We start from the raw sequence: 24,941 nt of genomic DNA on the forward strand, positions 1-24,941 counted from the left end.
CTTCTCCTCCTAGTCATCTCTCAAATTTCAATTATCGTAACCTAACTTTACCACAAAATATAAACAGTATAAAAAAACGTTTCCAGCGAATTGTTTCCAGTCCGAAAAAGGAAAAAAGCTCCCTTTAGAAAGGAAGCTTTATTTCAGCTTGAGAGGCTCCATATGAACGTGTGAATGGTCAATGGCATGTTCCTCTTTCATCCCGGCGCCTTCTGCTGTACGGATGAGAAAAAAATGTCATATTTTCTTACATCATTTTCAACTGTCTGTGACATTTATGATAGAATAATACTTGTCGGAATATTCAGCATAAACAAACCAAAAGGAGGCAAAGAATGAATCAGCCTAACTCTTTATCTAAGGGATTAAAAACCCGGCATATGACCATGATTTCAATTGCCGGCGTGATCGGCGCCGGATTATTTGTCGGAAGCGGATCCGTCATTCATTCCACCGGACCCGGAGCGATTGTCTCCTACGCTTTAGCAGGATTATTAGTGATTTTTATTATGAGAATGCTGGGGGAAATGTCCTCCGTCAACCCGACAAGCGGTTCGTTTTCACAGTACGCGCATGACGCCATCGGTCCTTGGGCCGGTTTTACGATCGGATGGCTGTATTGGTTTTTCTGGGTCATCGTCATTGCCATTGAAGCCATTGCAGGCGCCGGAATCATACAGTACTGGTTCCCGGGCATTCCGTTATGGCTGACGAGTCTGCTTCTGACCGTGCTGTTAACACTGACGAATATTTATTCAGTTAAATCGTTCGGCGAATTTGAATACTGGCTTTCCTTAGTGAAGGTAGCGACGATCGTTGTCTTCTTAATCGCGGGATTTGCGTTCATTTTCGGAATCGTCCCCGGCAGCAAACCGGTCGGGCTGGAAAATCTGGCGGGCAGCGGCGGATTTTTCCCTAAAGGTCCGAGTTCCGTACTGCTCGGCATCGTCGTTGTCATTTTTTCTTTCATGGGATCTGAAATCGTCGCAATCGCAGCGGGAGAAACGTCAAATCCGGTCGAATCCGTCACAAAGGCGACCCGCTCAGTCGTTTGGCGGATCATTATTTTTTACGTCGGCTCCATTGCGGTTGTGGTCACACTGCTGCCGTGGGATTCAGCCAATATTTTGGAAAGCCCCTTCGTTGCCGTTTTGAGCCATATCGGGGTTCCCGCAGCCGCTCAAATCATGAATTTCATCGTCCTGACAGCCGTTCTGTCCTGCCTGAACTCCGGGCTTTATACGACGTCACGGATGCTGTATTCACTGGCGGCGCGAAATGAAGCGCCGCGGCGTTTTATGAAACTGAGTAAAAGAGGCGTACCGGTTCAAGCCATTATCGCCGGCACCTTTTTCTCCTACATTGCCGTTGTTATGAACTACTTTTCTCCCGACTCCGTATTTTTGTTCCTGGTCAATTCATCAGGGGCGATCGCACTGCTCGTCTATCTCGTCATCGCCGTCTCACATCTGAGAATGAGAAAGAAAATCGAACGGACAAACCCTGAATCTCTTAAAATCAAAATGTGGTTCTATCCGTACTTAACCTACCTGACGATCATCGCCATTTGCGCCATCTTGTTATCTATGCTGTTTATCAGTTCAATGCGGTCTGAATTTCTGCTGACAGGATTTATTACTCTGCTGGTACTTGCCTCATATGTATTCCGCAAAAAACAAAAACCGAAAGAGAGCGCTTCCGAAAGCCGGGTTGCGCAATAACCGCAGACACCCCCCTCAAAAAAGGGCGGGTGTTTTTTTAACCAACCTGTTCTAGGCAGCATTAACTGTAGTACAGGATTTCAATAAATGATAAGGACAGGATGAAAAATGGCACTAGAAAAATTTGCAGATGAACTGCCGATTATCGAAACACTCCAGCCGCAGAAGAAATCAGACGGCAGCACGTATTATGAAGTCACCATGAAGGAATGCTTTCACAAGCTGCACCGCGATCTCCCGCCGACCCGGCTTTGGGGGTATAACGGTTTGTTTCCCGGCCCGACGATCGACGTGAACAAAGATGAAAACGTCTATATTAAATGGATGAATGACCTGCCGGATAAGCATTTTCTGCCCGTGGATCATACCATTCACCATTCAGAAAGCGGCCATCAGGAACCCGATGTCAAAACCGTCGTCCATTTACACGGAGGAGCAACGCCGCCGGACAGCGACGGCTACCCGGAAGCATGGTTCACGAAGGATTTTAAGGAAACGGGTCCTTATTTTGAGAAAGAGGTATACCATTATCCAAACAAACAGCGCGGGGCTCTGTTATGGTATCACGATCACGCCATGGCGATTACGAGGCTCAATGTGTACGCCGGGCTTGCCGGGATGTATATCATCCGCGAGCGAAAAGAAAAGCAGCTGAAGCTTCCCTCCGGAGAGTACGACGTACCGCTTATGATTTTGGACCGCACGTTAAATGACGACGGTTCCTTGTCTTATCCGAGCGGACCTGCTAACCCTTCCGAAACGCTGCCCGACCCTTCCATCGTCCCGTTTTTTTGCGGAAATACCATTCTCGTCAATGGTAAAGCGTGGCCGTATATGGAAGTTGAACCGCGGACATATCGTTTCCGCATCCTTAATGCTTCCAATACGAGAACATTTTCTCTCTCGCTCAATAACGGCGGGAAGTTTATCCAAATCGGTTCTGACGGCGGACTGCTTCCCCGCTCGGTCAAAACACAATCTATCAGCTTAGCCCCGGCAGAGCGGTATGATGTGCTCATCGATTTCTCCTCCTTTGACGGAGAACATATCATTTTAACGAACGGCACCGGCTGCGGGGGCGACGTCGATCCGGATACAGACGCCAATGTGATGCAATTCCGCGTCACAAAACCGCTGAAGGGAGAAGACACAAGCCGGAAGCCTAAATATCTTTCAACAATGCCTAATGTGACATCAAAGAGAATACACAATATCAGGACGCTGAAACTCACAAATACGCAAGACAAATACGGCCGGCCCGTTTTGACGCTGAATAACAAGCGATGGCATGATCCTGTGACAGAAGCGCCGAAGCTTGGCACAACGGAAATCTGGTCGATTATCAATCCGATGGGGGGAACCCATCCGATACACCTGCACCTTGTTTCCTTCCAAATCCTTGACCGGCGTCCCTTTGACTTAGAGCGTTATAACAAATTCGGCGACATTGTGTATACAGGCCCCGCCGTCCCGCCTCCTCCAAGTGAAAAAGGCTGGAAAGACACCGTGCAGGCGCACTCGGGGGAAGTCATCAGAATCGCGGCGACTTTCGCTCCTTACAGCGGACGCTACGTATGGCACTGTCATATTTTAGAGCACGAAGATTACGACATGATGAGACCGATGGACGTCACGGATAAGCAGTAAACAAACATCCCCCCCTTTTTCCAGAAGGGGCTTTTTTTATTTATCCAAAAAGAAAAAATAAGAAGGCGCTTTTTTGCATATACTGTAATAACAGGAAGACGATGCACCCTCATTGGAAATCTGGATAGAAAAAGGAATTAGGAGATTAGGGAAAAGTATGAGACAATGAAGGAGTGCACGAAAATTCATAAGGGAAGAAGTGACTTTATGTCTTACTACAACAAACGTAATCAGGAACCGCTGCCTAAAGAAGATGTCAGTACGTGGGAATGCACAAAAGAGGACTGTATCGGCTGGAGCAGAAAGAATTTTGCCGGCAGTGATACCCCGACTTGCCCCCTTTGCGGCAGTAAAATGATCGACGGCGTCCGTTCGTTGGTAAATCTCCAAAACAATAATCAAACGGCATCAAGTTAGACCTCCCTTTTACGAGTCTCAACATAGAGAAGGCCTCCATGTCTCATGAGAGGCCTTTGCGTTATCATGTCCTTTTACGATGCAAAGGAGCAATGAACATGAAAAACGATCGGCAGCAGAAAGATCTGAAGGAAATGGCAAAACGGCGGAAAATGAACCTTGCCGCACAGTCATTCATCGAAACGCTTCATTTTGCCGTTCCGATTCTCCGTTTTTTCAAATGGCTCGCCTCAGCCGCAGCCAGCTTTGTTCATTAAAAAACACCCAGCGGGCGCTGAGTGTTTTTTTCATGATTGGATGACGGAAAAACTATTGATAATGCCGTTGTCATTTTCCCAGACTTTTTCGCATTTTTTCGTATCCAAATGATAAGCATAAATGGTCCGGACCTTCGCATTCCGCCCCGTTTCATCCTTCAGACGCTTAGCGCCTTTTGCTTCCGCCATGAAATAAATGATGCTGCCGTCTTTAGAAAACTGAGGCTGGGCATCAATCAGCGGAGCGAAATCCTTCCCGTTTGAGATAATCGTTTCATCTTTTTTCGTTTTGACATTCATCAGACGGATGGACGCTTTTTGTTCCGTCCCTTTTTGTGTATAAGATGTAAAGACAAGGTTCTTACCGTCCGGTGACACCGCCACGCCGCTGATAAACTGTTCAAGGTTTGTCAGGTCCTGAAGGTGTTCGCCCGCTCCTGCTGCAAACCGGATATTCGTCGGTTCAGGGTCAATCCCCTTCTCATTTGCCTCATCCGTTTTTTGATAATCCTCTTTTACGGAATAATGCAGAAGCGCAAAATCGTTTTGGCTGCGGTTATAAAAGAAGCTGCTTACACTGTCGTCTTTCTCATCGGCGGCAGGATACAGATTTTCATAACGTTTCGTTTTCAAATCAAAAGATGCGAGACGGAAAATATCTTCATCCGCTTTTCCGAGACGGAAATAAATGTGCGTCAGATCCTTTGATAAAAACAGACTGTCAGCGCTTGCCGTTCCTTTATAAAGCACCGTCTTCTTTTTCGTCTTCAGATCAAGCTTATACAGACGCATCTCATTTTGGTCATTATTCCCGACAAAATAGAGCACCTGATGGGCGTCATCGAGTGCAAACGCCGGATATGCCGAAAGCTTTTCCTCGTACAGCACGCGGCCGTCCTCGTAATATTTCGTCATCAGATCTTTGTCTGTAATGGAAACTAGCAGCTTGTCATGGCCGCCGGAGACAACAGCTTTTCCGCCGCCGTCGCTTTTTCCTTTAATCAGTAAAACGGACGCGATGACCGCCGCCGCCAAAACGGCGGCCAGCAACATCCAGATCCATCGTTTCTTCTTCATTATCAATCTCTCCGTCAATCAGAAAAAGCAAGAATCAGAGTCCTTGCTTTTTAAGATGGTCTATTTTAATAGCTGTAGTGTCCGGATACTCTTCCTTTGCTTAACGGATATCCGAGCGCTTTGAACGCTTTCGGGCTGACATCCAATACGGCATTCGGCAGACGGCCTACATCATTTTTGTATACTGTGATAACCTTTTTCGGTTTTGCTTTCGCATAAGCTCTGATTTTCGTTCCGTTTCTCGGAACGTCAAATCCTAATTTTGTCGCGCAATCCCAGTGTCCCAGTTTTTTACCGGAAGATCCTTTTTTACCGACTCCATTATACCATGTAATATTTCCGTTCACTTTTTTAGCACTTGCATCAGAAGAGAAACTGATCGCTCCCAGCGTGCTTCCTGCTAAAATCAATAAGGCTAAGAATAACTTCTTCAAGCTTTCGTCCTCCTGATTCTTTATTCTAGGCAAAATTATACACCAAGAAGACGATTATAATATTTCAATCACTTTACATGTTCATTACAACGTGATGAGACATGCACATAACGACGGCACAATTACCTGTTCTATATAATTCCATGGTAAATTATACTACAAAATTTAATTCATTAGCGTTATAATATTCATAGAGTATTTCTGCATTCAATATGGACTTTTTATAAGGCCTATTGATAGTTGCATAATATGATATATTTTGAGAAATCAGGCTTTAGGAAGCACTTTATTCCTTTTAACCGTGGTTCATATTGATCATGTACCTATACTCGTTTCAATCAGACTAGGAGTGATAATCAATGAAAGCGGCAAGATGGCACAATCAAAAAGACATTCGAATCGAAAACATTGATGAACCTAAAGCAGAACCGGGTAAAGTCAAAATTAAAGTCAAATGGTGCGGGATTTGCGGAAGCGACCTTCATGAATATTTGGGAGGCCCGATCTTTATTCCGGTCGGCAAACCTCATCCGTTAACAAACGAAATGGCGCCCGTCACGATGGGTCACGAATTCTCAGGAGAAGTCGTTGAAGTGGGCGAAGGCGTCAAAAATTACAGCGTCGGCGACCGTGTCGTCGTGGAACCGATTTTTGCCACACACGGACATCAGGGAGCCTATAACCTTGATGAACAAATGGGATTCTTAGGCTTAGCCGGAGGCGGCGGCGGATTTTCTGAATATGTATCCGTTGACGAAGAATTGCTGTTTAAGCTTCCTGAAGAGCTTTCTTACGAACAAGGCGCGCTTGTTGAGCCGTCAGCGGTAGCACTTTACGCGGTCCGCCAAAGCAAATTAAAAGCGGGCGACAAGGCGGCAGTTTTTGGCTGCGGACCGATCGGGCTGCTTGTGATTGAAGCCCTGAAAGCGGCCGGCGCCACAGATATTTACGCGGTTGAACTTTCACCGGAACGTCAGGAAAAAGCGAAAGAACTCGGCGCTATCATCATTGATCCGTCAAAAACGGACGATGTCGTTGAAGAAATCGCTAAACGCACAAACGGCGGCGTTGATGTTTCTTATGAAGTAACAGGCGTTCCTGTCGTTCTCCGCCAGGCGATCCAGTCAACAAACATTGCCGGTGAAACGGTTATCGTCAGCATCTGGGAAAAAGGAGCGGAAATTCATCCGAACGATATCGTCATCAAAGAACGGACCGTAAAAGGCATTATCGGATACCGTGACATCTTCCCTTCCGTTCTTGCACTGATGAAAGAGGGCTACTTCTCAGCAGATAAGCTCGTCACGAAAAAAATCGTGCTCGACGATCTGATTGAAGAAGGCTTCGGCGCTTTAATCAAAGAGAAAAACCAAGTAAAAATCTTAGTCAAACCGAACTAAACCGTTCAGCTGAATATCAGACACATCCAAAAAAGAGCCGTTCCGGCTCTTTTTTTCATCTCATCGTCTTTCCTTCCTTTTCCTTTTAAAAATGATCCCCTCTGCGCAAACTATTTTTCACCCTGTCCCGTCTATCCTTAGGCAGCAGCCTATGATACGTATTTTTTAAAAAGGAGCCCTTTGAAGCAATGAAGAACGAAACAGCCAAAGCGTCGCTTGTGACGTGCATAACTGAGCGCAAGGAAGACTTTTACCGGCTTGCGTACAGTTACGTAAAGAACAAGGATGACGCGTTAGATATTGTTCAGGAATCAATTCAAAAAGCGCTGACATCGGTCGAATCCGTCAAAAACCCCGATGTGATCAAAAGCTGGTTTTATAAAATTTTAGTGCGCACGGCCATTGATTTTCTCCGCAAACAGAAAAAACTGAAAGTGATGGACGATGAAACGATCGAGTTTTTAAGCCGCGGAAAGGAAGATCACTACAAAGACACAGACCTTCACGAAGCGCTTGATGACCTGCCGCATCAATATAAAACCATTATCATTCTGCGTTTCTTTGAAGACCTGAAATTAGAAGAAATCGCGGACATCACGGGGGAAAACATCAACACCGTCAAAACACGCCTTTACAGGGGGCTGAAGCTCATGCGCATTCAGCTGACGAAGGAGGATCTTTCTTAATGGAAAAGAGATTAGAACAATTAAGAGAAGAGTATAAAAGTGTGCCCATTCCTAAGGAACTGGACAGCATTGTCGAAAAAGCCCTTCAGCAAAAACCGAAGAAAAAACGAATCGTGATGTGGCCGACATCCGCGGCAGTCGCTGCGGCCGTCTTATTTACCGCCGTTGTCAATATCAACCCGGATGCCGCACAAGCCATGTCTAAAATCCCCGTCATCGGCAAAGTCGTCCAAGCCATCACATTCGTGGAGATGAAGGAAGAAAAGAACCAATCAAGCATTGATGTGAAAACGCCCGCTCTGTCCGGACTTTCCGATCATAAACTCGAAGACAGCATCAACCGGCATTATATGAAAGAAAGCAAAGAGCTGTATCAGGAATTTATGAAGGCGACCTCAAAAAGCAAAAAAGGCCACCTCAGTATTTACAGCGATTATGAAACCGTTACTGACACAGCGGATCTGATCTCAATCCGCCGTGATATCGAAAAAACGCAAGCTTCATCTTATACGCAAAGCCGTTACATCACGATTGATAAAAAGAATGAGGCCGTGCTTACGTTAAAGAGTTTATTTAAAGATGACCGTTATATTAAAGTCATCAGCGAAAATATTAAAGAACAAATGAAAAAACAGATGAAAGAAGATCCGAATAAAATATACTGGGTCGAAGAAGATGATATGACGGAGCCTTTTAAAGCCATCCGCGCCGACCAAAATTTTTATATTACAGATAAGCACAAACTTGTTATTTCATTTGATGAATACGAAGCGGCACCCGGATATATGGGCGTTACAGAGTTTACAATACCGACCTCCGTCATCTCCAAGCTGCTTGTCGGAGACCGCTACATCAGATAAAGAAAGAAAAAAATCCATGATATCCGCAGATCATGGATTTTTTCTTTCGTCCCGCAACAGCCAAGATGCATAAGGGACCCTTTTCATATAACAGACGCCGGACGGGGACTGAAAAGTTTAAGAAAATCACAGCATTTCATTCATTTTTTCTGAAACAAAATCCCCTTCCGAATGCGTCTAATTAACGGAACAAATGGAAGACTGTACAGAAATCAGCTATAGCTATCCGCAAAACAGCGAGAATTTCCGCACACTTTATTGGAGGAATACCATGTCAGACAAGTCACTGCATCACCGCTATATTCCCGGACTGGATGGACTTCGCGCCTTTGCCGTCCTCGCAGTTATCGCATATCATCTGAATTTTAACTGGGCCGACGGCGGTTTCATTGGTGTTGATATCTTTTTTGTTTTATCGGGGTATTTAATTACATCTATTATATTGCCTGCCCAGGGCAATGACATCACCCTTGATTTGCGTAATTTTTGGGTGCGCCGGATCAGACGGCTTCTGCCGGCGGCTTATCTCATGATTATCACGACGGTCATTTGGGTCGTATTGTTTAACAGCGAGCTCCTGCATACCGTACGCGGAGATGCGGTCTCCTCACTTTTTTACATAAGCAATTGGTGGTTTATCTTTCATCAACTTTCTTATTTCGACAGCTTCGGCTCCCCTTCGCCATTAAAAAACCTTTGGTCGCTGGCGATTGAAGAACAGTTTTATATCATATGGCCCTTCCTGCTGCTTGCGGGAATGTACATATGTAAAACACGGGCCCGGCTTGCGGCCGCGGTCATGTTTATCGCGTTATGTTCGGCAGTCGTAATGAGTATGATGTATGTGCCCGGCGGAGATCCGAGCCGCGTCTATTACGGGACGGATACCCGGTCATTTGAATTGCTGATCGGCTGCGCTTTAGCTTTAGTGTGGCCGATGAAACGATTATCTTCCAAACGGCTGCCGAGCAGCATGAAACACCTGCTTCACGGGACGGAGCTTGCCGCTTTTGCCGCGCTGCTGCTTTGCGTCTTTTACACGGATGAATATGAACCCTTCCTGTACAAGGGCGGCATGCTTTTGATCAGCATCACCGCAGCGGTTCTTGTCGCATGTTTATGCCATCCGAGCAGCTTTTTGGGACATGTTCTTTCATGGAAGCCGCTTCGCTGGATCGGAACGAGATCATACGGAATCTACCTTTGGCATTACCCGGTTTTCGTACTGAGCACACCCGTGCAGGAAATCGGAAATCCGGTTTATTGGCACTGCGCCGTCAGAATCGGCGCCACTTTCATTCTTGCCGAGCTATCTTACCATTTCATTGAACAGCCGATCCGTACTGCGGGCTTCCGGCCATTTTTACGCCGCGTGTTTCTGAACCGCTTTCTGGAATGGAAGTCGTCCTCTGTCATCAGCAGAATGTCGCTCGGCCTCATTCTTGCCGCCATTCTCGTATTTGCGGGCGGGCTGTCAGGGATAGCCGAAGAGAAAAAACAGCCGCAATGGACGTACGCGCAGAATGATCAGCAAGAAACCGCCGCCTCTTCGCACAAAACGGCCGATCACGATCAGCCTGCAAAAGAAGAAGACAGCAAGAAAAAACACGGCGGCGAAAAAACGGATACCGCGTCAGACAAAAACAAGAAAGAACCAGCAGACAAATCAGAAACGAAGAAAACCGACGAGAAAAAGGAACGGTCATCTCAAAAAAAGGCTGATTCAAAACAAACACAGCCTCAGCAAGACGTGCTGGCCATCGGTGACTCGGTGATGCTGGACATTGCGTCATACCTGCGGCAGTCCCTCCCTCATGTCACCATCGACGGAAAGGTAGGAAGACAAGTCTCTCAAGCACTCCAGCTCACTTCGGAATATGCGTCATTTAATCAGCCGAACAAAGCGGTCATCATCGAGTTAGGGACGAATGGCTATTTCACAAACAGCCAAATTGAATCACTGATCAGCTCCTTTTCAAAAGCCGATATCTATCTTGTCAACACGCGTGTACCGCGGCAGTGGGAAAGCAAAGTAAACGAATCATTGCGCCGGCAGGCCGAGTCACGCAAAAATGTGACCCTTGTCGATTGGCACGCAAAAGCATTGCAGCACCCTGAATACTTCACACCGGACGGCGTCCATCTCATACCTGAGGGATCAAAAGCGCTGACATCCCTTATCGTTCAAACAATGAAATCATGACAAAAAAAGAGGCCCAAACAAGGCCTCTTTTTCGTATATCGTCAGGCAAGCTTCTGTCCGCAATTCGGGCAAAAATTCGCGCCTTCCGTTTTCGTTCCGCAGTTCGGACAGAATTTCGGCTTAGCCGCTCCTTCCGATTCGTTTGCCGGTGCCGTCCCCTGATCCTGCTGACTTTGATTTTGCTGCGGCTGGTTCTGCTGATTTTGATTCATTTGGTTCATCATTTGATTTGCCACATTCATTCCCATCATCATGCCCGCCATGTCTGAGGCGGCGCCGCTTCCGCTCATTTTGCCGGATGACATGCCGTCCGTCATGGAAATCTGCTGATAGCGGTTCACATCCCCCACCATGCCGTAAGAAGCGTTTTTCGTAATCATATCCTGAACTTCCTGCGGATAGTTAAAGCTCATAATATTGAATCCCGTAATCGACATGCCGTCTCCGATCAGCTGCATATCAAGATCTTCTTGAATCCCTTTTCCGATTTCAAATGAATTCGACTGCAGATTGAACATGTCTTTTCCTTCTCTGGTGATCCATTTCATCAAAAGCTGATCGAGAATAGACGTAATCCGGATTTTAATGTCCTCCACTAAATAGCTGTCTTTGACACCCGCAATCTTATCAATCAATCCGATGTAGTCAATGACCTTGAAGTTAAATGTGCCGTTTGCGCGGATCGGCATACCGCCCGGCATACCTGCCGCCGGAATGTTGATAGCGTTTTTTGTGCCCCACTTCACGGTGAACTCCTTCGTATTCACAAACAGCACTTCAGCCCGCATGCCGCTGTTAAAGCCAAACTTAAACCCTTTTAGTGTCGATAGAAACGGAATGATTTCTGATTCGATATCATAATCGCCGTCATCACGGAAAATCCCTTCAATTTTCCCGTTGTATAAAAAGATGGCATCCTGTCCCGGCCGGATGATCAGACGGCTGCCTTTTTTAATTTCACGGTTGTTCCATTTATAGAAAACCATGTCGTCTCTGAATTCTTCCCATTCCACCACATTTGCTAACTGATTTCTGAAAAAACCCATGTATGCTCAAATCCTTTACATATAATTTAAAAACTTCCCTTGCTTCCGCTGTAACTCGTGCCGCCCCTCGTGACTCCGCCGTCATTGTCATTATCTTTATCAGGCTTTTTTTCTCTTGTAACGTCGGTTCGGATATATGTGTCGTGCTGGCTCAGCACTTCAGACGTATCGTGATCCATATACGTGCTGCCGGTGACGGTGACCTTGCCGCCGGAATTGTACACCATCACAGTGACGGCGATTCCGGCCGCGGCTGCGGCAATAATGAGCTGAAACCACCATGTAAGCAGCAAATTGTCAGACTTGTCGTCCGGGCTTTTCCCCATATCTTTATAAGCCATCTTGATGTAGGTCTGAAATGCCTTTTCATAATGGCCTGCGGAAATATCTGACGAGATCGTATTTCTGATCGTATTCAGCCGGCTGTTATTCAAATACGTCTCCGCCTTTTTATATCCGGAGATAAATACTTCCCGATTTTTCATATCAATGGTCAAAATCGCCGTGCTTCCGCTAAAATGACTGTCATAAAAATCACCGGCGTACTGCTCGATGTCCTTACCGCCCGTTCCGTTTGCGGTCAGAATGATAAAATCGGTATGGCGCTTTGCCCCGAGCTTCCCGGCCAATTCCTCAAGTTTCTTCGTTTCATCCTTCGTTAATAAATGAGCATTGTCATAAACATATTGCTTCTGTTCCGCGGCAGACGCCGATGTATGTAAACCAAAAGACAGCATCAGAAAAAGGACGAAGCAGAAGAGACACGCTTTTTTTATCGATACTTTCATCAAAAACCGCCTCCTATCATAAGTGAGACGAGTCTTAATGCTAAAAACGCACCGGCGGTTATGCCGCCGAACCACGCGGCCACTTTTCCGGCACTGATGGGCGGTTTGCCGACAACCTTGCCCGTCTGCCCGTTCATCGCAAAAATGTGTTCAGCCCGCTCATAGTCGTAGCTGACCATCCAGACCGGAAGCAGTACGTAAAAGCTGCTGATTTTATCGGTCTGAATCTGCTCATCCGTAATGTCAGCCGTCGTATATCCGGAGAAGGTGGATCTGATATAAGAATCAATATAATGGCTGATTTTATCCTTCGCCCGCGGAAAGAGATCGTCATCGGTATAATTGTACTTTTCCGCTATATATCCCGCTAAATAGGCCGTATTAAACTCCTTCAGCTCACTGTATGAGTAAGGCTCCAATTTGTCCATTAATTCATCATTCATTTTTTCTGAAGCGTCGACCGGAATTTTGAGATAATCAAGATTGATATCGCGGTACGCGTTGTAATACTCGGTCTCCGTCACCCGGTATTCTCCATCATCATAGTGATGCACTCTCGTACAAACGGCATTGACCTGAACCTTGCTGTTTAAGTCAAACATCCAAAACGGCACGTACATGCCCGTTATGCTCTTCACCCGATCGGCAGACATAAATCCTTTCGGTGTCAGACGGCCGTTTCGGCACCACTTTTTAAAAGCGCTCATGGCCTCTTCTTTACTGATCGTAAAAGGAATCACCATCGAAGGCGCGAGATTTCCCGATAATCGGTCGGCGAGAACGGCGGCTCCTCCGCAAAACCCGCACGTCGTGGCCGTCGTTTCCGCCTCAGTCATTAATACTGCGCCGCAATTCTCACACCGGTACTCGTTCGCCTCATTTTCAGAAAATCTCGTCGTTATATACTCTTTTGGCAGGCTCTCAATCTGATCCTGCCGCCCGCAGCTGTGACATGTCAGCATGCCGGATGAACTGTCAAAGACCATATCATCGCCGCAGTTCGGGCATTTATAAGAAATGATCATTCTGTTTCTCTCACTTTCTCTTTATATCGGACAAAACTGCAGCCCGCTGTCTATTGATCTTTACTGAAAAGCATTTTCTGCTTAAGCGCCGCCAATTCATCATCGACACTGCTTTGATTGCTGTCATATTTAGCCGTCAGATCGTCAATATCGTCTTTCGGAGACGCGTTCAGCTCAGCCATCGCATTGGCATGATCAAGCGCTTGGTTGACCTTGTCTTCCATTCTGCCGAAAGCTGTCATCGATTGGCCCGCATTTGACACAGAGGACCCCAATTTGTTCATTCTCTCCTGCGTTTTTGCCACAGACCACTTCGCTTTGATGGCATTTCGGCGCGACTCAAGCTCTCCGATATCAGCGACAAGCTTGTCATGCATTTTGCGCATTTGAGACGCGTTGGAAGAAGCGAGCTGATAAGCCGTCTGCAGCTCAGTCAGTCTTGATTCAACAGCCGCTTTCCTTTCCAAAAATGTCCGCGCATCGGCTTCATTGCCGGCCTGCAACGCTTTCATCGCATAACTTTCCATCTTTTCGGCATCAGCCTGGCATTCTGTTAACGCTCTTTTCGCCCGCTGTTCCTCAGCCATGACAGAAGCCGTCTCCGCTTTCACTTTTCCTAAATCATTGTTCAGATTCCGCAAATATTGATCAACCATTTTTTCAGGGTTTTCAGCTTTATCCAGCAGCGCATTGATATTGCTTGACATGATGTCTTTAAATCTTCCTAAAATACTCATTTTTCATTTTCCTCCCAAAATTAAATAGTAACAAGTTCATAGTTATATATACTGTTTTTTTCAAAAAAAGTTTCATTTTCTCATGAATTTATGTATTTTATATGAAAATAGTCTCATTCAGCCCATTTGTGCCGGCGGAAATTCTTTATGACCAGATACAGTGAGAACAAAAAATAAATAAAAAGCCCGATCATCAACCCGCTCACTAACGGGTAATGCTTCGCCGCATACACAAAGAAATCCAGCTGCGAAATCTGTTCCGGACTTGTAATCGTATCCGTCCCATTCAAAAGCTTTGAGAATTTAGCCGTATAATTCCAATCAAACGAATCAGAAACAAGCTCACTCCCCTGATACCAATTGACAGCGGCGAGACAAAGAAAACAAAAAACAGAAAACGCGCATTGCACAATAAGAAAAACATGTTTCATGAAAAACATTCCTCCGCGGTTCAATATCACAGGCCGTCACACTATACATGACGGCAGCAGCAGAAACTTGGTTTTACTCAGAACTGATAAAAAAGTTATTGTATGTACTTCACAGCGGTTCAATTTACTGGATGCCTTTCTAAAGTATACCGTATATCGAAAAGGGTTTCAGACCTAAATAAAAGAGGATGCTTCCCGAAGTCCGATGACTTTCAAGAAGCATCCTCGATATTTTACAGTGATACTTCAACCTCTTTTAAACTCGGCAAAGCATCGATCGCACCGATTTTGGTGCACACGAGCGCCCCCGCTTTATTGGCAAATGAGACAATATCACGCAGCTTCGCAAAATCATCGGCTGCCGTCTGAATCTCATCAGTGCGCGCCAACTGATACAACGCCGCGCCGACAAACGCATCGCCCGCTCCCGTTGAGTCTATTGATGTCACCGGAATGCTCGGAATGATGTCAATATCCTTCCCATTTGAAAGAAGGGTCCCGCTTTTCCCGAGTGTCACCGCCACAATACCGGCCCCGAGCTCATGAAGAACCGCAACACCTTCTTTATGATCCTTCGCACCGCTGATGATCTCAAGCTCTTCGTCACTGACTTTCACAAAATCACTTATGGCAACGGCTTTTTTTGCGGTGTTTATAAACTCTGAAACTCTTCCTTTCCATAAATCCTCACGGTAGTTAGGATCGAAGGAAATAAACTGTCCATTGTCTTTCGCAATCGACATCAGCCGTAAATAGGCTGAGCAAAACGGATCAGATAACAATGCCGTCGCTGATCCGAAATGAAGGATTTTGGCATCGTTTACCTTTTCCAGATCAATATCATCCAGCGTAAACAAAGCGTCCGCTCCTCTGTTAAACACAAAATCGCGCTCCCCGTTTTGTTTTAATGAAACAAACGCAAGCGTTGTAGGCGCTTTCTCATCCATGACGAGCATAGAGGTATCGACATGTACGGCGTCCAATGTCTGCTTCAGAAAATACCCGAACGGATCTTTGCCTGTTTTTCCGCTGAAAGCCGCGTCTCCGCCCAGCTTAGCAATCGCTGCCGACACATTCGCCGGTGCGCCGCCGGCACTTTTTAAGAAATTACGCCCTTCCGTCAAATCAACATCCACATCGGTACAAAAGAAATCAATTAACAATTCTCCAATACAAATAACAGATTGGCTTCCCACATTATCACACTCATTTATCAATTCTCGATTATAGTTTCAGTATAGTGCTTTCTGTCATAAATACAACCGTTTACATATAATATTTTAAATTTTACGTATACTTATCTGGCAGCCCTTTGCTCCAGATCAGACATCATCTGCTGATATTTTTTTTCAGTTAAAGGATAAAAAGAAATAAGAATAATAGACAGCAGAATGAACAATCCCGGAATGAGCGCATTCATATTTTTAATCGCATTCAATGACGAGGCCGTCTGATCGGTATTCGCGGCATATCCGGCGATTCCGAGATAAACCGCCGAAAATGACCCCGCTAACGCAACACCGAGCTTATTGATGAAACTCATGCTCGAAATCACCACGCCATCAGCCCGGACTCCGGTTTTCCATTCCGCATAATCGACACAATCGGCAACCATTCCCCAAGCAAGCGTATTTAAAGGCGTCGTGAAAAATCCCGAAACGAAAAGCCAAAAGAAAATAAGGGGAATCGAGGAATACGATGTAAACTGAAGGCCCGCATAAGAAATCAGCGATAACGCCGCCGTGATGATCATGACCTGCTTCCGGCCCCGCTTCTTAGAAAAGAAAGGAATAAACAGATTGCTGATCAGCGCTGCGCCGAAAAACAGCACGGTTCCTAAAAACACAAATTCCTTATGGCTGACGTTATACGTAAAATAGTACACCATCGTGCTGAGCTTAATGTTAAACCCGATCGCAAAAGCTAAAAATGAAGAAACCAAAATGAGCAAAGGCTTGTTTCGGAACAAAACAGACAACGTCTTTTTCATTCCTTGTTTTTTTCTTTTTTCAGGCTGAATCCGTTCCCGCACGGTAAAGAAGCTGAACAGATTCAATGCGATGCTCACCGCCGCATAGATAAGCGCCGTCATCTGGAATCCGAACGCCTGATCTTTCCCGCCGATGGCGTCCGCAAGCGGTGTCGCACAGGAAATCGACAACAGAATTCCGATATAAACCAAAATCATCCGGGTCGTCGTCAGAACCGTCCGTTCCTCCACGGAATTCGTCATTCGCCCCGTTAAGCTGTTGACCGGAATCGTCTGCATGCTGAAGGACATCCCAAGCAGAATATAAGTGATGTACGCATAAACCATGTTCCCCGTCTCGCCGAAATGAGGAGTCGTAAAGCATAAGAACGTAAATAACGCAAAAGGAAACGCCACCCACAAAAGATACGGCCTTGCCTTTCCCCATCTTGTATTCGTCTTGTCTAGAATCACGCCCATAATCGGATCAAAAATAGCGTCCAGCACCCTTACGATAAGAAACAAAGCTGCGATGACCGCAGGCTTAATGCCGCCGACATCTGTATAGTAGAATAATAAGTATGCGTTTACAAACTGAAAGATAATATTGTACGACATATCGCCGAATCCGTAGCCGATCCGTTCCATCCAGGATAGGCCGCGATGTTTCGTCTTTACTGCCGCTGCTTTTTCTGTTTCAATCATCATTTCCCACCCCAAGAATCCGTTTTCATTTTCGATAAGCAAGAGGGAGAATGCAAAGATCCTCCCCGTTCACTCAGCGATTTGGATACACCATCACTTTTAAGCATTCATTTTTGTATTGAAAGGCGCGTTCCATCGCCTCTTGCGTCTTCTCCAGCGGATATTGGTCCGTTACAAGATGCTTCGTGTCCACTATGCCGGAAGCGAGAAATTCAATTCCCTTCGGATACGTATTCGCATAACGGAAGATTCCGTATATATCAATCTCGTTATCTGCAATAAACGGCACATTGAGCGGAATCTCGTTCTGAGAAGGCAAACCGACAATCGCCAGTTTTCCGCCCCGGCGCACGGAAGCCAGTGCGGATTGCAATGCTGCCGGATTCCCCGCTGTTTCCCAGGCAGCATCAACGCCTCTGCCATTCGTGATCGTTTTGATTTCTTCACCGGCATCCTGTTCCCGGACATTGATGACATGCGTCGCGCCCATTTTTTTCGCGGCATCTAACCGCAGCGGCTCCAAGTCGGTCACAATGATTGTGCCTGCCCCGTATGCTTTCGCTGCCGCAACGGCCATCAGCCCCACAGGACCCATGCCCATGATCGCAACCGTGGAACCGGGCTGAAGCTTCGTTCTCGCGGCCGCATGAATGCCGACAGAAAACGGTTCGATCAAAGCCGCATCTTCATAGGAAAGTGAATCCGGAATCGAAAAAACAAAGTCCTGGCGCATTTTGATATATTGGACAAACGCGCCGTCAACCGGCGGTGTCGCCAAAAACTGTACATCCGGGCAAAGATTATAACGCCCTTCTTTGCACGCTTCACAGCGCCCGCATGTGACACCGGGTTCGACGGCGACCCGGTCTCCTATTTTAAATTGATCGACAGACGATCCGACGTCGGCAATTTCTCCCGCGCATTCATGACCGAGGATAAATGGTTTTTCCACTACATAATTGCCTATTCTGCCATTTGTATAGTAATGCAGATCAGATCCGCAAATTCCGACAGCCATCACCTTAATCAACACTTCATCATGATTGATGTCAGGCACGGGCAATGTTTCGATTTTGATTTCTCTCGTGCTGTGCATAACCGCTGCTTTCATGTTTTGAGGCACTGTGTGAGTCATTTGGCAAAATCCTTTCTCTGCTCTGAAATGTAAGTGCATACATTTTTGTTTTCTCTATTACTTCCCCTATTTTATCTGCTTTTCCATACGTTCAACAGCCTTTCCTGCTGTATAAAAGGACAGCCGCACTGTACTTTTTATTTTTTCATATACAAAAAACACTGAATTGATAAAATAGTACTAATAGGAGGTGCAGGCTAATGGCTGAACTAGAAAACCGGACACAATTTGCAGAACTGCTGGCACCTGCCGTCAAATCGCTGAAACTTCATCCTGATTATAAAGTCAGAAGGAAAAAGAACGAAAAAACAGGACAGTCTTATATCGATCAAATCGCACTCCGATTAGGCGTTTCCTCTAACACGATCAAAAGCTGGATCGGACAGATGGGCGCAAACTACATTCCCGGACGAATTGACGACGGAAAGCTGTTCGGCATGATCTGGATCATTATCGAAAAGACTGACATGGATACTGAATGGCTGACCGGCCTTCTGGAAACCACCACCATTCCCGTCATCAAACCCGCATTGCCCGTTTGGACGGCGTCTTGTCTAAAAAAAGCAAAAATACGCCGGAAAGACGGATCATTCGGAGCGCCGAGTGATGAAGATGTTGAAAAAGCAGTAAAGCGGCTGTTTCATGACAGACCAAGCCATGAAACGAATGCGCTTACAGAACAGCCCGTCACGCATAACTTACCGTCACGCCGGACCGGGAACTTTATCGGACGCGGCTTTGATATAGAGGCGATCCGGCAATGGATGCTGTCTCCGTCACCGGTCTGTTTAATCACAGGCTGGGCCGGCATGGGAAAAACAACAATCGCTCTTGAAGCAGCCTACCTTTGTGCCGGCGGTTCACCAGATTGGCCTGCATTCAACAGCATCATCTGGATCAGCACGGACTGGAAAGGATTGAGCTTCAGCGATTTTTTAAACACGATCGCCTATCAGCTCGGACGCGCAGAACAAATCGACAAATCAATCAACGAAAAACGGTTCGTCGTCCGCAATGCATTAGCCGCTCATTCAAACGAAAAACCCGTGCTGCTGATCGTTGACAGCATTGATACAGCTGAACGTGACATTCACGAATTTATCATCGGTCTTCCGGAAGGCGTAAAAGTCCTCCTTACGGCACGGGAAAACGTAAAACAGACATACCGGGACGGCCTCGGGGAACTGGCGGCCATCCAGCTGAGCGGCCTTGAACAAACGGATGCCCTTGAATTTTTTCAGCAAGAAGTGCACCGCTGTCTGCAAACATGCAACCTCCCGCAAAAACGGGAAAAGCTTGAGCTGCTGCTGCGGCTATCGCCTGACCTTAAGAATGAATTCATCTCGGCAGCCGCCGGCAACCCGAAGGCCATGGCACTGAGCATTGCATACATGTCAGACGACGACATCCCCGCTCCCCAGCTCATACAAGAGCTTAAACAAGCGGGTTACTCATTATTGGAATTGTTTGAAGTTCTCTTTGGCCGCACATGGGACAGATGTCATGAAGACACACGGAAACTATGGCAGACGCTTTGCTTTTTCGCTAAGCCCCCTGATGAAAAAAGCTTGGCTCAAGCGGCCGGATTAGACGTCCGGCGGTTTCATTACGCGATTGAGCAAATGAGGTCATATGCTTTAATACAGCCGGAACGAAGCGAAGGAAGAATTCAATACGCAGCCCATCAAACCGTTGTCGCTTACGGAGAACAGCACTTATCCGAAAATCACGAATTTGAAAAAGGAGCCCGCAGCCGCTGGGCGCATTATTATATCGATTATGCGGAAACCCATATAAAGCGGGAACAGCCGAATTCTGTCTATTGGAGCTACTTGCTGGGACGGAATTTAGAGCAAATGAAAAAGGAATGGCCGAACATCCTAAAGGTCATCGAATGGTCGAGTGAAACCGGACAACATGACATCCTGATCAAACTCATCATCCGCATCAGCCATTTTCTAAGCAGAATCAACCTGCCCCTGCGAATCGAATACGGATTAAAAGCCGCCGATGCCGCCCGTCAATCAGGCGAACACACACGGGAAGCCTACTTCAGGATCGACACGGCAGGCTGGGCGCTGATGGAAGTCAACGATTCAGACGGAGCTCTCAGGCAAATAGAAGCCGGCCTGAAGATACTCGAACAATCAGGCGCGCCGGATCACGACGACTTGAAAGTATGGGGAAGCGCCCTGCAATCGAGGCTGCTGTTAAAAACTGGAGAACCGAACAAAGCGGCAGCAATGCTGAACGGCATCAAAGATCAGCCCGTCTCCCCCATTATCCGGCACAGGGTTCTACTGGTCCGCGGCGACCTGAGTTTCGCCCGCTCTCACTACGAAGAAGCCATCACATTATACGAAGCGGCAAACACAACCAGCGCCGCATACGGCGGCGAAAAAACGATAGAAGCCTATTTCAACCTAGGCATGGCTTACGTCAAGTGTGATCAACTCGAAAAAGCGAAAAAAGCCTTTGAGCAGATGCTCTATGACAAACATAACGCCAATCAGGTTGAACTGATCTACTATCATTACGGAATGGCACAGCTGTTGTACCGAAAAGGAGAGAAAACGAAAGCGATGGAATCGAATCAGAAAGCCATTCGTCTGATTGATTCGTGGGAGCCTGGGATTGGGATTCGGGGTGAGGTTGAGAGATTGGAAAAGGTGATTAAAGAAAACGACTAGTACGCATAGTCGTTCTGTCAGCAATCTCACTCAGTTTCTTCATTATAAATAGGAAAGGCCAATTGAAGTCGCAGTTGGCCTTTCGTTTCTTATTAAGGTCTACAAATGTATTGAACCAGGTTTTCCCGTATGTATTCTTTCTCGTATAAAGGAAAGCGTATCATTTGCCAGCTTATTACGACAAAGAACAATGCCTGAATGACCACAATTGTAGACGTATCTTGTGGGTTTCCCCCAACTTTCCCATAAATAATCTGCATCTTTTAAGTCAATATATTGATCATGTTTAGCAGAAATCAACAGAATGTTGTCTTTTTTTACTTTCGGCAAGGTTTGACTAGGATCTGTGATATTCCAATATTTTATTAAATCTTCATAGGTCACACCATTTTGTTCTAATTCTTCTCTTATGTATTTACCTGGGATCGTGTTCCATATCGAATAAGAAAGGCGATTGGCATAAAAGATGGATACGACTACATCAATTTGAGATTCTAGGGTAGCAATTAGATTAGTTACCCATCCCCCTAGGCTGACTCCCACTATGATAACAGGGCCTTTTTTATTTGCTTTTATCCAGTGAATTAACGCCCGTAAATCTACAATGGCCTGTCTTGTCGACTCAATTGTACGATTAATATTTGCACTAATCATCAACTCGCCACTATACAGTGAATTTTCCGGTTCTCTTTCAAAATGGTATGGAAGAGAATAATAATACATGTTCCATCCTAAATCGTTCATTATACGATTATGAAATATTTTTTTGATCCTATTGTACGAATCCATGCGCCAGCCGTGTACAAAGATGACATTGGGTGGCTCTATATCATTTTCATTTAAAAAAATCTCCCCTTTTAAAGTATCATTAACAGGATTCCCAGATTGAATTAAGGATTCATAACTAAATGTTCCAACTCTATAAAATTTTTTAGATTCATTCAAATCAATTGAAACATCAGCTAGATTTGCACTGTAAAATTCCTCTCTATCATCTGCATCGGCTGTAATAGCAGCAGAAAATTGTTTATCTTTGCTTCTTTTTCTATGTAAATCATATAAAGCCAAGCGATCTATCATTTTTGAGAAATGCACTATTAAGTCCTCCTTGATAATCATAAAAAACTAATATCAGAGTTGATAATTGGGTTGTCTGTCTCATATAGTTGGGACGGATTTCATCAAGAATCTAACTCCTTCAACAGTGAATTTTCGGGGATCGGATATCATTATTCTGTTGCTTTAACATAAAAGACTAGTATGAGAGTATACCAATATGGTCTTTTGTCTCCAATAGAGAGAAGTAACAAAGGTTTGGACGAATAATTTTTAAACCCTATTTAACGAGTTATTAGATAAGCTCTACAAAGAGTAATGAACAGAGAAAGTAAACTAAGAATAAATAAAAAGGATAGACTGATTTATCATGGTCTGTTCATTTGAATTTAAAAGAGACCCTTTAGGCTACTTAAGAATAGTTCTTCCAACAGAACTAGAATACTTTTCCGATTTCTTTGAAGATATTGTTTCAGTAGAGGAAGCTGATGAATACTTAAATTTTGTTCAAGAAGTACTGAATGATTCTTCTGAAGAATATGAGATTCAATTAAACACTACAATTGCATATATAAAAAAAGATAAAACAGTCGTAGAACACCTTTATACAGAAAGTGAAAACGATATAAATTCCGTGGAGACAGAAAAATTCAATGAACTTATGCTTGTTTGGAGAGACAAAATCCCACAAAGGTATAAGAGTGATGATTGAAACCTTTGTAGGTTCCTTGAATTTCAAGGGACCTTTTTATTACTTCAATAATGCTTCTAAATGCCATGTGAGCCCGTACATACTACACAGGTTTATTTACACATCACAAAAAGCAGAAAAAAAGAAGCTTCTCAAAAGTTCCGTGAACTCATGGGAAGCCTCGAAAATGTACAAATGGCATCAAAAGGGCATCAAAAATGACGTCCGTTGCCGACAAACCCTTGTAAATCAAGGTTGTTTTGTCGGTTTTACATCATTACGCCCATATTTCCCCTGTTTTGTAACATGTTTAACGCAAGTTAATAAACTTGCATTATTAATAGGTTGTTTTTATTAATAAGAGTAACATCTTTAATGAAAATTAATGGAGTAACATAGGGTTACGTTAACCTTTTGTTACTCCTTTTTATATTGCCAATGTAATTATTCTTTGGACTTATTTGCTCTTAGTCTTCATCTTCTGCTTGAGCATTTATCGTTACCATTATCTCTCTGAAATTCTCTAATCCAGCTTCAATGTTTTCAATAATCTCATTTGCCAGAAGATCCGGATCAGGGAGGTTATCCAAATCGGCCAAGCTCTTATCCTTAAGCCAAAAGATATCAAGACTTGTCTTGTCTCTTGCTATGATTTCTTCATAAGTAAACTTGCGCCATCTGCCTTCAGGATTACTTTCTGACCAGGTTTCAGTTCGCTCATGACGATTAGACGGATTATAGCATCGCATGAAATCCCCCAGATCATCAAATTTCATCGGACTTTTCTTCAATGTATGATGAACATTGGTTCTATAATCGTAAAACCAAATCTCCTTCGTCCAAGCATCTTTTGCACCAGGTCTGTTATCAAAAAAAAGAACATTTGCCTTTACACCAGGTTTATAAAATATCCCGGTAGGTAAACGCAATATAGTGTGTAACTCAGTTGATTGAAGCAATTCTTTCCTAACAGTTTCCCCTGCACCACCTTCGAACAGAACATTGTCTGGAAGAACGACAGCGGCCTTTCCGGTTTCTTTTAAAAGTGTTCTAATATGTTGTAAAAAGTTTAACTGCTTATTAGAGGTTGATACCCAGAAATCTTGCCGATTGTACACCAAATCCTCTTTTTCTTGTTCCCCTTCTTCATTAGTAAAAGTCATGCTGGACTTTTTACCAAAGGGTGGATTTGCAAACACATAATCAAACCGTTTTCCACTATCTGCTACTAAAGCATCCGCAGAAGAGATAAAAGTTTCCCCGTCAATCTCACCAATGTTGTGGAGAAACATGTTCATTAGACACAGTCTTCGTGTATTGGCGACTATCTCGTTTCCGTAAAAAGTTTTTGCCTTTAAAAACTCCTTCTCTTCACGATTTAAATCGTGGTGTCCAATAATATGGTCATAAGCAGCCAGGAAGAATCCACCTGTACCACAAGCTGGATCTACAATTGTTTTCATTGGTTCTGGCTGCATACAAGCTACAATTGCTTTAATAAGAGATCTTGGTGTAAAGTACTGTCCTGCCCCACTTTTTGTATCTTCGGCATTTTTTTCCAAAAGCCCTTCATATATCTTCCCTTTAAGGTCGGCTCCCATCATACTCCATTTTTCTTTGTCTACCATATCAATAATTTTATAAAGCTTTGATGGATCTTGAATCTTGTTTTGTGATTTTGTAAAGATTTGCCCTAAAATCCCTTTAGTAATGGATAGTTCTTTTAAAATATTGGAATAATGGCTTTCTAAGTCCGCTCCTCTTTTACTTTTCAAACTTTCCCAATCACAATCTTTGGGAATTTTAATGTTACGATTATATGGAGGTTTAGCAAATTCATCAACCATTTTTAGAAATAACAAGTAAGTAAGTTGTTCCAAATAATCTCCATAACCTACCCCGTCATCCCTAAGAATGTGTGCGAAACTCCATACTTTTGACACTATACTTGTTTCATTACTCATGC

Annotated in this window: 22 protein-coding genes and 1 pseudogene; 10 read left to right on the forward strand and 13 right to left on the reverse strand. The window is 44.8% G+C overall.

Translation table 11 applies throughout. From position 1 onward, the window contains the following. Positions 1-335: 335 nt before the first annotated feature. From gabP to ACWJJX_RS17820, 4 genes are all read left to right on the forward strand, one after another. Entirely contained in the window at positions 336-1,721 is a 1,386-nt protein-coding gene (gene gabP / locus ACWJJX_RS17805) for a GABA permease (protein WP_454023167.1), read from the forward strand. A gap of 108 nt (positions 1,722-1,829) precedes the next feature. Beyond that, the gene (gene cotA, locus ACWJJX_RS17810; RefSeq protein ID WP_182069622.1) at positions 1,830-3,368 is read left to right on the forward strand and encodes an outer spore coat copper-dependent laccase CotA; all 1,539 of its coding nucleotides are present in this window, start codon (positions 1,830-1,832) and stop codon (positions 3,366-3,368) included. Between the two features lie 207 nt (positions 3,369-3,575). Beyond that, entirely contained in the window at positions 3,576-3,785 is a 210-nt protein-coding gene (locus ACWJJX_RS17815; RefSeq protein WP_007408879.1) for a cold-shock protein, read from the forward strand. A 98-nt stretch (positions 3,786-3,883) separates the two neighbouring features. Next, entirely contained in the window at positions 3,884-4,042 is a 159-nt protein-coding gene (locus ACWJJX_RS17820; RefSeq protein WP_003155794.1) for a hypothetical protein, read from the forward strand. A gap of 30 nt (positions 4,043-4,072) precedes the next feature. On the opposite strand, the gene ACWJJX_RS17825 is transcribed toward ACWJJX_RS17820, so the two are convergent. Then, complete coding sequence (locus ACWJJX_RS17825; RefSeq protein ID WP_101562784.1) at positions 4,073-5,119, reverse strand: TolB family protein; 1,047 nt, start codon at positions 5,117-5,119, stop codon at positions 4,073-4,075. A gap of 65 nt (positions 5,120-5,184) precedes the next feature. After that, positions 5,185-5,553: a septal ring lytic transglycosylase RlpA family protein gene (locus tag ACWJJX_RS17830; protein ID WP_003155798.1), complete on the reverse strand. Its 369-nt coding sequence runs from the start codon at positions 5,551-5,553 to the stop codon at positions 5,185-5,187. A gap of 359 nt (positions 5,554-5,912) precedes the next feature. On the opposite strand from ACWJJX_RS17830, the gene ACWJJX_RS17835 reads away from it, so the two are divergent. From ACWJJX_RS17835 to ACWJJX_RS17850, 4 genes are all read left to right on the forward strand, one after another. Then, positions 5,913-6,953 (forward strand): 2,3-butanediol dehydrogenase, encoded by a 1,041-nt coding sequence (locus ACWJJX_RS17835; RefSeq protein WP_007408876.1) that lies wholly within the window; start codon positions 5,913-5,915, stop codon positions 6,951-6,953. 188 nt (positions 6,954-7,141) lie between these two features. Beyond that, positions 7,142-7,639 (forward strand): RNA polymerase sigma factor, encoded by a 498-nt coding sequence (locus ACWJJX_RS17840; protein WP_003155802.1) that lies wholly within the window; start codon positions 7,142-7,144, stop codon positions 7,637-7,639. Beyond that, the gene (gene rsiV / locus ACWJJX_RS17845) at positions 7,639-8,499 is read left to right on the forward strand and encodes an anti-sigma-V factor RsiV (protein ID WP_003155804.1); all 861 of its coding nucleotides are present in this window, start codon (positions 7,639-7,641) and stop codon (positions 8,497-8,499) included. Before ACWJJX_RS17840 ends, rsiV begins: the two co-directional genes overlap by 1 nt. Positions 8,500-8,770: 271 nt before the next feature. Next, positions 8,771-10,702, forward strand: coding sequence for an acyltransferase family protein (locus ACWJJX_RS17850; RefSeq protein WP_454023168.1), 1,932 nt, complete (start codon positions 8,771-8,773; stop codon positions 10,700-10,702). 41 nt (positions 10,703-10,743) lie between these two features. Here the strand turns inward: ACWJJX_RS17850 and ACWJJX_RS17855 are convergent, their stop codons facing one another. The 8 genes from ACWJJX_RS17855 to gutB form a co-directional block, all read right to left on the reverse strand. Then, positions 10,744-11,748 (reverse strand): SPFH domain-containing protein, encoded by a 1,005-nt coding sequence (locus ACWJJX_RS17855; protein WP_095318556.1) that lies wholly within the window; start codon positions 11,746-11,748, stop codon positions 10,744-10,746. A 26-nt stretch (positions 11,749-11,774) separates the two neighbouring features. Continuing rightward, on the reverse strand, positions 11,775-12,536 hold the full coding sequence (locus tag ACWJJX_RS17860) for a TPM domain-containing protein (protein ID WP_319465362.1): 762 nt from the start codon (positions 12,534-12,536) through the stop codon (positions 11,775-11,777). After that, complete coding sequence (locus ACWJJX_RS17865) at positions 12,536-13,561, reverse strand: TFIIB-type zinc ribbon-containing protein (protein WP_003155811.1); 1,026 nt, start codon at positions 13,559-13,561, stop codon at positions 12,536-12,538. The genes ACWJJX_RS17860 and ACWJJX_RS17865 overlap by 1 nt, the downstream gene beginning before the upstream one ends. A 50-nt stretch (positions 13,562-13,611) precedes the next feature. Beyond that, positions 13,612-14,298, reverse strand: a complete 687-nt coding sequence (locus ACWJJX_RS17870; protein WP_007609806.1) for a PspA/IM30 family protein — start codon at positions 14,296-14,298, stop codon at positions 13,612-13,614. A 113-nt stretch (positions 14,299-14,411) separates the two neighbouring features. After that, a complete protein-coding gene (locus ACWJJX_RS17875) occupies positions 14,412-14,729 on the reverse strand; it encodes a YjdJ family protein (protein WP_038463695.1) in 318 nt (105 codons plus the stop codon). 233 nt (positions 14,730-14,962) lie between these two features. Then, the gene (locus ACWJJX_RS17880) at positions 14,963-15,925 is read right to left on the reverse strand and encodes a carbohydrate kinase family protein (protein ID WP_454023169.1); all 963 of its coding nucleotides are present in this window, start codon (positions 15,923-15,925) and stop codon (positions 14,963-14,965) included. Positions 15,926-16,026: 101 nt separating this feature from the next. Continuing rightward, positions 16,027-17,403 (reverse strand): MFS transporter, encoded by a 1,377-nt coding sequence (locus ACWJJX_RS17885; RefSeq protein ID WP_046560190.1) that lies wholly within the window; start codon positions 17,401-17,403, stop codon positions 16,027-16,029. A 73-nt stretch (positions 17,404-17,476) separates the two neighbouring features. Then, positions 17,477-18,538 carry a sorbitol dehydrogenase gene (gene gutB, locus ACWJJX_RS17890; RefSeq protein ID WP_003155821.1) on the reverse strand — a complete coding sequence of 354 codons (1,062 nt, stop codon included), beginning with the start codon at positions 18,536-18,538 and terminating at the stop codon, positions 17,477-17,479. A 200-nt stretch (positions 18,539-18,738) separates the two neighbouring features. Here gutB and ACWJJX_RS17895 point away from each other — a divergent pair, with 200 nt between their 5' ends. Further along, a complete protein-coding gene (locus ACWJJX_RS17895) occupies positions 18,739-21,228 on the forward strand; it encodes an NB-ARC domain-containing protein (protein ID WP_454023170.1) in 2,490 nt (829 codons plus the stop codon). A 99-nt stretch (positions 21,229-21,327) separates the two neighbouring features. Here the strand turns inward: ACWJJX_RS17895 and ACWJJX_RS17900 are convergent, their stop codons facing one another. After that, positions 21,328-22,017, reverse strand: a complete 690-nt coding sequence (locus tag ACWJJX_RS17900; protein WP_161631120.1) for an alpha/beta hydrolase family protein — start codon at positions 22,015-22,017, stop codon at positions 21,328-21,330. A 144-nt stretch (positions 22,018-22,161) separates the two neighbouring features. Continuing rightward, a pseudogene (locus ACWJJX_RS17905) lies at positions 22,162-22,458 on the reverse strand (abhydrolase domain-containing 18); the annotation flags it as partial. A 196-nt stretch (positions 22,459-22,654) separates the two neighbouring features. Between ACWJJX_RS17905 and ACWJJX_RS17910 the strand changes: the two are divergent. Next, positions 22,655-22,996, forward strand: coding sequence for a tRNA-Val4 (locus tag ACWJJX_RS17910; protein WP_454023171.1), 342 nt, complete (start codon positions 22,655-22,657; stop codon positions 22,994-22,996). Positions 22,997-23,442: 446 nt separating this feature from the next. Here the strand turns inward: ACWJJX_RS17910 and ACWJJX_RS17915 are convergent, their stop codons facing one another. Then, the gene (locus ACWJJX_RS17915; RefSeq protein ID WP_454023172.1) at positions 23,443-24,939 is read right to left on the reverse strand and encodes an N-6 DNA methylase; all 1,497 of its coding nucleotides are present in this window, start codon (positions 24,937-24,939) and stop codon (positions 23,443-23,445) included. Positions 24,940-24,941: the final 2 nt, after the last annotated feature.

The organism is Bacillus sp. YH3-2-B2 (assembly GCF_053663335.1).